The sequence below is a fragment of the Paraburkholderia fungorum genome, assembly GCF_046027215.1.
Classification (GTDB): Bacteria; Pseudomonadota; Gammaproteobacteria; order Burkholderiales; family Burkholderiaceae; genus Paraburkholderia; species Paraburkholderia fungorum_D.
The window spans coordinates 1,776,810-1,788,457 of sequence record NZ_JAQQEN010000002.1 but is presented as its reverse complement, the minus strand read 5'-3'; the positions used below and the strand labels follow the sequence as shown (position 1 = coordinate 1,788,457).

General features: G+C 60.0%; 12 protein-coding genes. 8 read left to right on the top strand and 4 right to left on the bottom strand.

The window, feature by feature from the left end; translation table 11 throughout:
* The first annotated feature begins 16 nt into the window (after positions 1-16).
* A complete protein-coding gene (locus PQR27_RS28545; RefSeq protein ID WP_408526942.1) occupies positions 17-388 on the top strand; it encodes a hypothetical protein in 372 nt (123 codons plus the stop codon).
* Positions 389-499: 111 nt separating this feature from the next.
* On the opposite strand, the gene PQR27_RS28540 is transcribed toward PQR27_RS28545, so the two are convergent.
* Together PQR27_RS28540 and PQR27_RS28535 are read right to left on the bottom strand one after the other, a co-directional pair.
* Positions 500-1,246 carry an SDR family oxidoreductase gene (locus tag PQR27_RS28540; protein ID WP_408526941.1) on the bottom strand — a complete coding sequence of 249 codons (747 nt, stop codon included), beginning with the start codon at positions 1,244-1,246 and terminating at the stop codon, positions 500-502.
* A gap of 30 nt (positions 1,247-1,276) precedes the next feature.
* Complete coding sequence (locus PQR27_RS28535) at positions 1,277-1,678, bottom strand: nuclear transport factor 2 family protein (RefSeq protein WP_408526940.1); 402 nt, start codon at positions 1,676-1,678, stop codon at positions 1,277-1,279.
* A 243-nt stretch (positions 1,679-1,921) separates the two neighbouring features.
* Between PQR27_RS28535 and PQR27_RS28530 the strand changes: the two genes are divergently transcribed.
* The 3 genes from PQR27_RS28530 to PQR27_RS28520 all read left to right on the top strand — a co-directional run bounded on the left by PQR27_RS28530 (position 1,922) and on the right by PQR27_RS28520 (position 5,060).
* Entirely contained in the window at positions 1,922-2,551 is a 630-nt protein-coding gene (locus PQR27_RS28530; protein ID WP_408526939.1) for a TetR/AcrR family transcriptional regulator, read from the top strand.
* A gap of 230 nt (positions 2,552-2,781) precedes the next feature.
* A complete protein-coding gene (locus PQR27_RS28525) occupies positions 2,782-3,951 on the top strand; it encodes an FUSC family protein (protein WP_408526938.1) in 1,170 nt (389 codons plus the stop codon).
* Positions 3,952-4,628: 677 nt separating this feature from the next.
* A complete protein-coding gene (locus PQR27_RS28520) occupies positions 4,629-5,060 on the top strand; it encodes a hypothetical protein (protein WP_408526937.1) in 432 nt (143 codons plus the stop codon).
* Between the two features lie 16 nt (positions 5,061-5,076).
* Here PQR27_RS28520 and PQR27_RS28515 read toward each other — a convergent pair whose 3' ends face one another.
* Positions 5,077-5,223 carry a DUF3563 domain-containing protein gene (locus tag PQR27_RS28515; RefSeq protein WP_408526936.1) on the bottom strand — a complete coding sequence of 49 codons (147 nt, stop codon included), beginning with the start codon at positions 5,221-5,223 and terminating at the stop codon, positions 5,077-5,079.
* 546 nt (positions 5,224-5,769) lie between these two features.
* Here PQR27_RS28515 and PQR27_RS28510 point away from each other — a divergent pair.
* The 4 genes from PQR27_RS28510 (at position 5,770) to PQR27_RS28495 (ending at position 9,507) form a co-directional block, all read left to right on the top strand.
* Complete coding sequence (locus tag PQR27_RS28510; protein WP_408526935.1) at positions 5,770-6,123, top strand: BON domain-containing protein; 354 nt, start codon at positions 5,770-5,772, stop codon at positions 6,121-6,123.
* A 496-nt stretch (positions 6,124-6,619) separates the two neighbouring features.
* Entirely contained in the window at positions 6,620-7,429 is an 810-nt protein-coding gene (locus PQR27_RS28505; protein WP_408526934.1) for an AraC family ligand binding domain-containing protein, read from the top strand.
* 108 nt (positions 7,430-7,537) lie between these two features.
* Positions 7,538-8,575, top strand: a complete 1,038-nt coding sequence (locus tag PQR27_RS28500; protein WP_408526933.1) for a threonine aldolase family protein — start codon at positions 7,538-7,540, stop codon at positions 8,573-8,575.
* Between the two features lie 269 nt (positions 8,576-8,844).
* A complete protein-coding gene (locus PQR27_RS28495) occupies positions 8,845-9,507 on the top strand; it encodes a VOC family protein (RefSeq protein WP_408526932.1) in 663 nt (220 codons plus the stop codon).
* A 34-nt stretch (positions 9,508-9,541) separates the two neighbouring features.
* On the opposite strand, the gene PQR27_RS28490 is transcribed toward PQR27_RS28495, so the two are convergent.
* Positions 9,542-11,632, bottom strand: coding sequence for a 2Fe-2S iron-sulfur cluster-binding protein (locus PQR27_RS28490; RefSeq protein ID WP_408526931.1), 2,091 nt, complete (start codon positions 11,630-11,632; stop codon positions 9,542-9,544).
* Positions 11,633-11,648 lie beyond the last annotated feature (16 nt).

Sequence of the window (11,648 nt, the reverse complement as noted above, 5' to 3'; positions counted from 1 at the left end):
TCTTGGGAGCAAAATCATGTTTGAAACTGGAAAAGAATATTCTCGGGAAGAGATTCACAGGGTGACGGGCGGATGCAAACAGGCGTTCCTCCCGGTGAAAGGTGGAAAGGTCGTCGCCGCGCGATTGCGGCAAGATCTTAATCCCTTTGCCCCGGATATCATTGTCTGCGATGGCAGCGCCGCTGCACGTGCGGCTGGTCGAACGCTTGCGCGACAGAGCAATCCGATTCCTGTTTTTATCCGAACGGCAACCGACCGCTTCCGGTACGTAGGCGAGTACGTCACTGACGAATCGCTTACCGCTCCGGTTGACTACGCAAAGTATGTGGAGGACACCGGCTTTACGCCTGGTCAGATCTCGCGCGTGATCAAGATGAAACGCCGTTGATCTCAATTGATTCTTCAATTCGTAATCGTCCCCTTTCGTCGGCCGGGTTGTGATTCACGCCCCGCCGACGACCATCCCATGACACGCTTGACCGGATCAGGTTCGCGTTGCTTAACCGGCAGCCATCATGTCGTTGAACTGGTTGACCCATGCGTGCTCGTCAGGTCCCGGATTGGCGCGCATGTCCACGGCTGGACCCACGAGTATCTCGATGGCCACCATGCCCAGTTGTTCGATCGCGCCCGCGATGAACGCATCTAGCGGCATCGCGCGCGCTTCCTCGCTGCTGTTCATCAACTCGGTACGAACCCAGGGCGGCGCGATCTCGATGAGCGAGACCTTGCTGTCGCGAAGCAGATAGCGTTGTGAGAGCGTGTACGAATGCAATGCCGCCTTGGTCGCGCTGTACACCGCCGCGATTGCCATAGGCACAAAGCCAAGTACCGATGTGACATTTGCCACGACGGCACCGTCCCGAGTCTTCAGGTGCTCGATCAGCGCCGATGTCATGCGGATCGGCCCAAGCAGGTTCGTGTCGACGGTCGCGCTCAGTAGTTCGTCGTCGATCGGACCGTCAGCGCCATCGGGAAACATGATGCCGGCGTTGTTGATCAGCACGTTCAACTGCGGATGATCGGCAATCAGCCTGGCGGCGACTGCCTTGATGTCCGCCGGATCGGTGATGTCGAGTGCAACCGCGCGCATGCCGGGGTTCGCATCGATGGTTTCTTGCAAACGCTCCGCGCGTCGGCCGGAAATGATCACCTGATTGCCGAGCTTGTGGAGCGCTTCGGCGAGACCGCGGCCGATGCCCGAGCCGCCGCCGGTGATAAAGACTGTGTTACCCGTGAGTTTCATGATTGGCTCAGATGGAAATGTCGGCTGGCGTTAGCGCGGGAAGCGGGTCCCGAACATGGGCAGGCCGCTTTTCGATTCGGCTTCGGTTGACTCGTCCTGCAGCACGTCCCAATGCTCGACGAACACGCCGTCCTCGATGCGCAGGATGTCTGCTGCGATCCATGCGGCAGGGCGTCCATTGCCTGAAAAGCGCCCATGAACGATCACGTAATCGCCATTCGCGACGATCACGCCGGGCTCGTATCGCAAGGTCGGGGGCAGGCTTTTGATCAGGTCGAACAGACCGTCGCGCCCCGGCGCGATATGTGCGCTGTGCTGGATATAGTCGGGCGACCAGAAACGCTCGGCGGCGGCGTAGTCGCGTTGGTTAAAGAGCGTATCGAACGCTTCGAGCACGAGGGCCTTGTTGGCGTCGTCGGTGGTGCGGGTCATGATGGCTTCCTGTGATTTGAGTGGCGCGGCGGCGCGTGATGCCGGCACAGCCTGAAAGGCGGGAGCACAGGCTGATTGCTCTCGACGTTGATGAAATCTTCCTACGAAATTACCGATTCACCGAATCACAATGGTGATTGACATTGAGTTTGGCAGGTCGATTCTGGAAAGTCAATGTCAATCACCATTGTGTTTTCCGCAAACGGCTATAATCGGCCTAACAACGGCGTGGAGCATTGAACGATGGGAGTCTCGAAACAGCAGACGTTGGAGAACCGCAGGGCCATCGTTGCCGCCTCGGAGAAGTTGTTCCGTGAGCATGGAATCGATGGCGTCGGCCTGAGCGCGCTGATGAAAGCCGCCGGCTTTACGCAGGGCGGGTTCTACAACCATTTCGAATCGAAAGAGGCGTTGGCCGCTGAAGTCGTGGCGACGGCGATGGACAAGGCCAACGGCGACCTGAAGGAAGCGGTTGCCGCGCCGCTTGAGCCGGGCGGGAACCGCCTGAAGCGACAGGTGGACTTTTACCTGTCCGGCACGCATTGCGGCGACATCGAGCAGGGTTGCGCAGTGGCCGGCCTCACCGCGGACGTGCGCCGCCTCGGCCATGAGGCGCAGTTGCATTTTGCAAGCGGCCTGCAGACGATGATTGAAACGTTGACCGGCCTCGTCGCCGAACAACGCGGCGAATCCGGAGAGACGCACGAAGCGCGCCGGGAGGCGATCGCTTTCTACAGCGAGATGGTCGGCGCGCTCATCCTGTCGCGGGCGGTAGCCGATGCCAATCCCCAACTCGGAGAGGAAATATTGAACGCGAGCCGTGAGATGCTGCTCAGGAATTTCGCACTGGAGGTGGGGCAGGGCAGGCGCTGAAGCGGAGATTTCGGGCATTCGACACATCTGCCAGGATCGCCGACAATCGGCGGGCGACACCGTAGACCTCCGGCCAACACCTCGCTAAATGGATATGACGGCACACGAACGAAACGTGGAACTCAGCGACGACGGTCACCGATGATCCGCTGCTTAGGCTTGCTCATTGGGCTGGCAGATCCGCTGGTCCAGGTCCCTCGCTTTACCCGCACGAGACTGCGGAGGTGTGGATGATGCTCGTGGGCACGCTTGCTCAGACCTGCCGGATGGCCATATCGTCGCTCGGACGTGAATTGGCGGCCTGGAAGCCTTCCAGTGAGCGCGCGACATTTGGTGCGGAAGCGATGTTGTCAGTCGCGCTGTCGGTGGCGCTCGCAAACGCATTGCATCTTTCAGACACATGGTGGGCCGCAATCAGCGGCTTCGCCGTCATGCAAACGAGTTTCGCCGGCTCCGTGCAGCGTGCCGCACACCGCATTGTGGGCACACTGATCGGTGCCGCGCTTGGAACCATGGTGGGGCCCTGGATCGGCGACCGGCCGTGGCTGTTTGTGCCCGCATTGGGGGCGATCGGCGGTGTAGCGATCTATCAGGCCAACGGCTCCCGAGCGGCGTACGCCTGGGTCCTGGGCGGAGTGACTGCCCTGATGGTGACGTACGAAGCGCATGGGCTCGTGTCAGTCCGATCAACGGCATTATTTGCCGCGCTGCGAGTTGCCGAGGTCATGGTTGGAACGCTCGCTTGCCTGTTCGTGGCGAGCGTGTTTCACTTCGGGCCGAAGTGGTATGGGAAGAACGGGCCGCCATCGGTGCCTGCAACCGCTCACGCAAACGTCGAATCCGAGGCGCCTGACGCAGCAGTTCTGCCGCCGTCTCCAGAATCCATGCGCCCGACTCGTATGCTGCTGGGCTTGCAGGGCGCGGTGGCGATCGTCATCCTTGCAGTCCTTACCTATGTTTTGCATCTGCCTGGATTCGCGCAGGCAATGGTCACGGCGATCGCGGTGCTGATATTGCCGGCAGGCTTGCCAGCAGACAGAACGCAGCAGCCGGTCATGGAAAAGATGGTGCAGCGCGTGGCCGGCTGCCTGCTGGCCGGTGCGCTTGGTGTGGCGCTACTGCCGCTGATGCAGGGGCAAGCGCTTCTGTGCATGTTGGCGCTGTCGGCTGGAGTATGGATAGGATGTCACGTGCAGACGGGACGAGAAGGCGCAAGCTACGTCGGCCGGCAATTCACGATCGCGTTCATCATGGTATTCGTGCAGGACCATCATTGGTCGGCCGATCCGGTACCCGCGCTAATGCGGCTGTCGGGCATTCTCACCGGCATCGTCGTGCTGGCTGGGGTGATGCTTGCGACCAGCAGGTACTATGAAAAGAGATCGTTGCCTGAGAGTTAATAAACGCTTCAATTCGGCGCTACAAGGAAACGACCCGCCTGCGTAAGCCTTCAGTGGGCGTGGCTGCGGTTGCGAAGAGAATTGAGGGAGTTTTCCGCCTCTCCTCTGAAGAATGGCCGGCCACGGTCTCTGAAATAGTCTGAATTCCTGGACAGGCTGAAGGCTGCGCAGTAGCCGTTGCCACGGAATCATTCATTTCCAATTGATCTGATTACAAATTACAGGTGGTTTATGACTATAGGTGCACTCACATTCAGTGCTTCTGGCACGGAGCGTATGCGGAAAATGTTGGGCGAGGCCCCATATCGGGCGGACCCTTCTTCAACCGCGAACGTGGGTGATGCCGCCTCGACTGAATCTACCGCTCCGAACTCAACACCGGCGCAACAGACTTCGAACTCGTTTCACGCGTTGCTAAATCAGAAAGCCGCTGCGAGTCATGTGTCACCCTCAACGAGTGCGCTTGCCGACAACCACGGCCATCGGCGGATCAACGAACATATCGCCGGAACCGGTACCCAGTTGTCCGGCAATGTCATCAACGATATCGCCTGACAGTCGGTCTAGAAGTGCCTGGTCAATCAGCGGGGCTCGGTCTCGCGATTGGTTGTCGTGCGGGGCCGCTTACCGAACAGGGTCCGCGGCTTCGGCGAGCCAGGCTGAATCCAGAAGGAAACATGAGACGACTGTTCCTCGCTGCGCTCGCAGCCACCTCTTTCGCGACTTGCGTTCATGCGCAAAGCAACGCGTCCGGCCCGTTCGTCACGCCCTCGGGTGAACTGCAATTCGTGCGCGTCGACCGCGATTTCGCGGGAATGCTCGACAAGGAAGTTTTCGATCGCTTCAGCGCGAATACGCTCACGCATTTCGATGATGTCGGCAACGCAAACGGCACTGTCACGCGCTCGCTCGTGCAGACGGATTCCGGCCCGGTGCTGTACGACTTTCGCCGCCGTCCGCCGCTTGTGCAGCGCTCGGATAAGCGCATGACGGTCAAGCGCGTGTTCTGGCAAGACGATGAAGTCGTCATGCAAAGCTCGCAAGGCTGGTTCCGATTCAAACGTGGCGTGCTCACGAAGCTGCAGTCGTCCACGACGACGTACCATTGATTACACGCGCACCTCGCTAGCTGGGATAGCCGTTTTTTTCCACCCAGCGCAGGCGGTGTTCAACCTCGGCCAGATCCGCGGATCCGGCAAGAAAGTGATCCAGACGGCACTGTTCAGAGCGGTCAAACCAGTCGGCCAGCTTTTCAAGAATGTATGCAAACATGACGGTCTCCAGTATCTCGTGTGTGGTTTGCCGCGGATCGGTGAGGGTGTCGTCGCGGCAGCGCCGACGAGCACTGGGGCGTTGGCTTCACGCTGTCTGTCGCTAGTGGAAGCAGCGGGGCTCGTCGATGGGGTGAATATAAAGGCCGAAAATGAGCCGGAAATGAGCGGCTCGAAAAACAGCACCTGAACACAGCGGATCAAACCGTTTGGCACCCGCGTCGAGCCATGTATAAGGTGGCGCGGCAGCCGCGCTTCACTGTTCACGCGCTCGCAGCCCGACGCGGCGATGGACTCCGGACGGTCGTAAAGCGGCCAATGATGTCTATCAGACCAAAGTTTTATATTGCAAATCCGAAAACGGATGTAGTTTGGAGATTGTGTTCACACGGGAAAGCCGAAAAAGCACCTGACAGGGCGCTTGATCCATCGATAGAACGCGCAGCGTTGCAGCAACGGCTACCCCTATGCGTGAATGCTTGTAAAGTGGCGGTACGTCAGGATCCTGGAGAGGGTCTTCCGTTGGCTCATTGATACTGGAACAAAAATGAACGCAATCAGAACACTCAAACTGGCCGGTGCTGCATTGATTGTTGTCGCTTCCGTCAATGCGTGGGCGCAGGGAAGCGAATCTGCTGCCACATCCACGGCAACGCAAGGGGCGTCGAAATCCACCATCAGGAAGGCGAATCGGGCATTGAGCAGGAAAGTGTCTCAGGCGCTTTCGAAGGGGGGTGTCAGTACCCAGGGCATCAACGTACTCGCGAAAGGCGGTGCAATAACGCTCGCTGGAGGCGTCACCGATCCGTCACAGATCGATAAGGCGGTCTCGATCGCGAAGGGTGTTCCTGGCGTGACCTCGGTGAAGAATGCTCTGACGATTCGCGAAGGCGGGCAGTAATACTGCCCGCATGCCCACGGCTGCGACATGGCGCGCCGGCAGCAGGCTGACCGTCAGCGTCATTCCCGCTTCAATTTCGGTTGTTGGGGTGGCTGTCGCGGCTCAGGCCCGCGCTGTGTCGGCGCCCTCGTACACGCGTCCGGGGGCGTTACATACGGCACGTCGTCGCAACAGCACGCATACACCGGAAAGCCGTGCGCGTTAGTGCGGATGATGGTCGTTGGCCCGTGCAGTGGGCACACCGCTTTCATGGTGCCTCCTGAGACTCATCAGTCAACTGCTCCTATCGTACGCGCAGCGCGCCGGTCCGGTATGACCCCATGCCGGTGCGCGCAGTGTTGGTGTGCTCATTCAGGTCTTACTTAAACTTTCAACGTGCTTTCGGTTCTCCCGATCGAGTCAGTGCAGACCGGAAGGAAGCTGGGATAATCAGGGCCTCACAGCGCAACTTTCGGGGCTAGTCTCCAAGGTATCGGCGGCGAACCGGAGGCGAGTTATGCCCGAAGAAGTCCAGTACAGTCACTCAGCCGACATCCCCGGTTTGATCCTCAGCACGGCTCGGTTTGCCGAGTTTCGCTTTGAGCCTCACTATCATCTCGACTGCCATATCGCACTCATTTCCAGCGGCGTGCAACGTCAATCGTTCCGTGGGGAATCCCTGTTGCTCACGCGTGGCGCCATTCAGCTGATGCCTGCGGGCGAGGTTCACGATGGCGTGGCTAATGCTGATGAGTCGTACACGCTGCAAACGTTTCGACTGTCGCCCGCGCTACTGAATGGCATCGGGGAGGAAATCACAGGCAAGCATTATTTCCCCTCCCAGGCCGCAGCGGTACTGCAAGATAGCCGCCTCGCAGATCAGTTGCTCAACATGCACACAACCCTTCGGCAGGGGATGAACGATCCGATCATGAACGAAACCTACGTTCTGGAATTGCTGGAATCACTGTTCGCCCGTTTGAAGCAACCGTCCCCGCAAACTATCGCCGGCGCCTTATCGTCTCAGCAAATGAGGCTGGTTCGGGAATTCGTCGAGGCGCATCTTGCCGACAAAATCGTTCTGGAAGATCTATCGCTGCTTGTTGGCCTCGCTCGATTCCGCTTCCTGAAACTGTTCAAACGCACTATCGGCATGACGCCTCATGCCTGGTTACTGCGCATGCGGCTGGAAAAGGCGGTGGCGTTGATCAACGCGAACAGGAACATGCCGATCACGGAAATCGCGCACGCCGTTGGCTTCTTTGATCAAAGCCATTTCACGCGGGCGTTTCGCGAGGCGTACGGCGTGACGCCTGCTCGCTTCTGACGGCGGCGCAGCAATTTTTTACAAGGCGTTCAGGTAACAGATCGGTAGTCTTCGGCTTTTGGCCTCGCGCCCATCCTGCGCGGCCTCCCTCCAAGGCAGAAGCACCGAATGACTACTTTCAGCTTTCTTGACGATTACAGCGAAGGCGCACATCCCGACATTCTCCGCGCCCTGACGGAATCCAACTATATCCAGCAGGCACCCTACGGCGAAGATTCGTACTCTGCCGAGGCAACGACCCGGATCAAGGCCCACCTGGGGGACGCGTTCGACGGAGCGATCCACTACGTCGCAAGCGGGACCATGGCCAACATCATTTCGATCTCCAGCTGCCTGCGTCCGCACGAAGCCGTCATTGCAGTGGAGTCGGGACATATCGTGGTGAGGGAGGCCGGTGCGATTGAGGCAACTGGCCACAAGCTCATCGTCGTTCCCGCTGTCGACGGGAAGCTCACGCCCGCCAATATCGAGGCCGCGCTTGCCAGCAATGCTCATTTTCCGCACATGGCCAAGCCTCGGCTTATCTATCTGTCGAATGCAACTGAAACAGGCACCGTCTACTCCCTTGAGGAACTGCGGAAGATATCGGCGCTCGCCAGGCAGCAAGGCCTGATTCTGTTTCTCGATGGCGCGCGGTTGGGCGCGGCATTGGCGTCAAGCAGGAGCGACGCGACATTAGCCGATATTGCTGCGCTCGTTGACATCTTCTGGATCGGTGGAACCAAGGTAGGCGCGCTTCTGGGAGAAGCAATTGTTGTATGCAATCCGGCGTTGACGGAGGATTTTGCTTTTCACGTCAAGCAACGCGGCGGCATGTTAGCCAAGGGGCGGCTACTGGGTATCCAGTTTCAGGAGTTATTTGGCGCCAGGAATCTCTTCGTCGACAATGCAAAGCACGCCAATGCGATGGCGGCAAAGCTCGCCTCAGGGATCGTCTCTGGCGGTTACGCGCTCGAGGCGGAAACGGCTACGAATCAGGTCTTTCCAATCTTGCCGGACGCCGCCATTTCCGCTTTGAAGCAACACTTCGCTTTCTACGTTTGGAGAAAGTCGGATAACGATCATTCTGTGATTCGTCCGGTCACGTCCTGGGCCACAGAGGAACACCAGGTTGACGCCTTTTTGGCGCGGCTCGCCCAACTTTGATCCTTGGCCTCCTTGGCCAAAATTCACGATTCTCACGCTCCGTCCGCTCACCTCCGCCTGGAACGGAGCCTGCCAGGCAGCCTCCGGAAAAAAGGTGCACTACGTGGCGCCAGCGGGGGAGAAGGAGGCCCACGTGACGCGCGATGGTGAACATTTCGCCGTTCCTCCAAGGCGTACTGAGTCTAGACTTAGGAGGACCGCCAAGCTTGTCATCCTTTGAACCGACAAGATTTGGCCCTTCTTGCTCATCCAACCGTGAGGAACCTGACATGAGCAATACGCAGACAGGCAGCGAATCGACAACGGCGACTGGGAAAGCACGGACGGTCGACATGAAGCTGGAGATCGTGGTCATTCCCGTCGCGGACGTCGATCGCGCCAAGCAGTTCTACGCCGGGCTAGGCTGGAGGCTCGACGTCGATATCGCAACGGACGACGAGTTCCGGGTGGTGCATTTCACGCCCCCAGGCTCGCAATGCTCGATTCTTTTCGGCAAGGGCGTCACGACAGACGAGCCGGGTTCGGCGCAGGGACTTCATCTGATTGTGTCCGACGTGGAAGCAGTCCGCGCAGAGCTTGTCCATCTGGGCATCAATGTGAGCGAAGTTTTCCATGACGTTGGCGGCGTGTTCCACCACGCTGGTGAAGCAGGGCGCGTGAACGGTCCGCATCCGGCGCGGCGCAGCTATGGTTCTTTCGCCTCGTTTAGCGACCCCGATGGCAACGGCTGGGTCTTCCAGGAGGTGACTGCACGACTGCCCGGAAGGGTGGACGCGAACGGCACGACATTCACGTCGCCGATAGAGCTCGCGGGGGCGCTCCGACGCGCTGCGGCCGCGCACGGCGAGCACGAGAAACTGACCGGCCAGCATGACGAAAACTGGGCGGACTGGTATGCCGACTATATCGTCCGTGAGCAGGCCGGTACATAGTCGCTGAAACTGCCAGCGCTGAAATTGCAAACGCTCAAAGATCGAGCGTCAACGCTTGCGACGATTCACCTTCATCGACGCGCGGCCTGCCCATGCAAACCAGCGCATGACCCGGTTCGATCTCGGCTTCGACGGGATCGTCGTAAGCAACGCTGCCGTGCAGCACGCGAGTGGAGCACGTGCCGCACGTGCCCGAACGGCAACTCGAAGGCGCGTCGATACCGCATGCTTCGGCGAATTCCAGCAACGTGCCGTCTTTCGGCAGCCATTGCCGCGTGCGCTGCGAGCGCGCGAACGTCACGGCGACGCCGCCGACCGGCAGAACTGCTGCGTGACCGGAGTCCTCGCCTGAATGCTGTGCGGTAGTGCCGGATAAAACGGCGGGCTTACGTTTTACACTGGCGGGTCCAAACGCTTCGAAGCGGATGCGTTCGTCGGCCACGTTGAGCGCGCGCAAACCTTCATACAGATCGCGCATGAATGTCTCGGGACCGCACAGATAGAAATCGTAATCGTCGAATGGCAGCAGACGTTTGAGCGCCGCGACGTTGATGCGTCCCGGCGAGCTTGCAGGATCGGCAGGCGCGCTGGCATCGCTATTGAACAGATGCATCGAGACGTCCGCATAACGGCTCGCCAGTTCCTTCAGATGCGCGCCGAACGGACGTTCGCTGTCACTGCGCGCGCCGTGGAAGAAGTGCAGCGGCTTCGATGGCAAGCCCGCCGCGCGTGCCGCGATAGCGTGATCCAGCATCGCCATCATCGGCGTGATACCGATACCCGCCGAGAGAAACACCGCCGCACGTGTGCTCGAGGGATCGTAAGTGAATGCACCGCGCGGCGTCATCGTATCGACGCTCATGCCCACGGCAAGATGGTCGTGCAGCCAGCTTGACGCAACGCCGTGGCGCTTCACGCTGATCCGGTACTGCCGCCCGTTGCTCGCTTCCGAAACGGTGTACGTTCGCAGAAGCGGTGACGCGACGTTGTCTACCGGCACATGGATCGGCAGAAACTGGCCCGGTTTGAACGGCGGCAACGGCGTGCCGTCGATCGATTCAAAATAGAAGGAGCGGATTGACGGCGTCTCGTCGTGGATAGCGGCGACCCGCAGTTTCTTCCATGGCGACGCGGCAGGTTCCGGCGCTGGCTTCACGCCGGGAAATTGCGGCGCGTAGTCGACGGCAGACCAGCGAAACGGCAGCACCGCGCGGCTACGGCGCACTTCGGTAATACGAAAGCGCACCAGCCGTTCAGCGAGCGGAAAGGCCGCCAGTTGCCGACCGTCCCAGATGATTTCAGCCCGCGCTGCGATGTAAAGCAGATCGCGGCTCTCGAAGTCGACGAACAGCAGACCCGCGCGCGGATCGTGCACCAGATTGCCAAGCGTATTGAAGAAGCGATTGCCGCTGAAATCGGGCGTGGTCAGCGTAGTCGCATTGTCGACGCGAACAAACCCCGGCATACCGCCGCGATGCGACACATCCGCGCCGCGCGCGAGCTTGGCCTTGCTCGCGAGATTCGCGCTGGCGATAAAAAACGTGTCGGCACGCGAGAGCATGGCGCGATCCGCTTCGCTCAGTTCAGCGGCGTATTCCACGCCGGCCTGTGGAGCGGCGGCAAAATCCGCGACGAATTCGGGCGTGCGGCCCTGAATGTACTTGGCGCAATTGCCGTAGCTTTGCAAAACGTCGAGCGAAATAGTGTCGCCGTTGACCGACGACACGACGCCGTTGATCCGGTTGCGTCGGCGGGTCTGCGGTTGCAACCCGAGGCCACCGATCAGCGCGCCTTTCTGCCAGCTTCCGGCGAGCGGATCGCCCGGCAACGCGCCACCTTCAATCCGCAGCGTGCGCGCATCCGGCGACGAAACAAAGCCGGGCTTGCCGACGCGCAGAGTTGCCCACGGCTGCCCGCTTGCATCGACCGCGCCGAACACCATGAAGGGCTGCTCCGCAAAGAATTGCCGATGCTGGTCGGGCATATAGCGCCGGATGCCACGCCGGCCGCTCCGGTCCGCTTCATCCGCTACGCCGGCGCGCTGCTGCACGGCGATTTCAGCGTCGTGAAAGGGCGCGGCGTCGGCGTCCCAGCCGGTCGGCCTGATACGGGATGCTTCGGACATGGCGGTCTCTGTTGGT

Coding starts and splice junctions, on each gene's coding strand:
- PQR27_RS28500 (WP_408526933.1), top strand. CDS start 7,538: ATGACTACTTTCAGCTTTCTTGACGATTACAGCGAAGGCGCACATCCC.
- PQR27_RS28515 (WP_408526936.1), bottom strand. CDS start 5,223: ATGTTTGCATACATTCTTGAAAAGCTGGCCGACTGGTTTGACCGCTCT.
- PQR27_RS28495 (WP_408526932.1), top strand. CDS start 8,845: ATGAGCAATACGCAGACAGGCAGCGAATCGACAACGGCGACTGGGAAA.
- PQR27_RS28520 (WP_408526937.1), top strand. CDS start 4,629: ATGAGACGACTGTTCCTCGCTGCGCTCGCAGCCACCTCTTTCGCGACT.
- PQR27_RS28535 (WP_408526940.1), bottom strand. CDS start 1,678: ATGACCCGCACCACCGACGACGCCAACAAGGCCCTCGTGCTCGAAGCG.
- PQR27_RS28540 (WP_408526941.1), bottom strand. CDS start 1,246: ATGAAACTCACGGGTAACACAGTCTTTATCACCGGCGGCGGCTCGGGC.
- PQR27_RS28525 (WP_408526938.1), top strand. CDS start 2,782: ATGATGCTCGTGGGCACGCTTGCTCAGACCTGCCGGATGGCCATATCG.
- PQR27_RS28545 (WP_408526942.1), top strand. CDS start 17: ATGTTTGAAACTGGAAAAGAATATTCTCGGGAAGAGATTCACAGGGTG.
- PQR27_RS28530 (WP_408526939.1), top strand. CDS start 1,922: ATGGGAGTCTCGAAACAGCAGACGTTGGAGAACCGCAGGGCCATCGTT.
- PQR27_RS28510 (WP_408526935.1), top strand. CDS start 5,770: ATGAACGCAATCAGAACACTCAAACTGGCCGGTGCTGCATTGATTGTT.
- PQR27_RS28490 (WP_408526931.1), bottom strand. CDS start 11,632: ATGTCCGAAGCATCCCGTATCAGGCCGACCGGCTGGGACGCCGACGCC.
- PQR27_RS28505 (WP_408526934.1), top strand. CDS start 6,620: ATGCCCGAAGAAGTCCAGTACAGTCACTCAGCCGACATCCCCGGTTTG.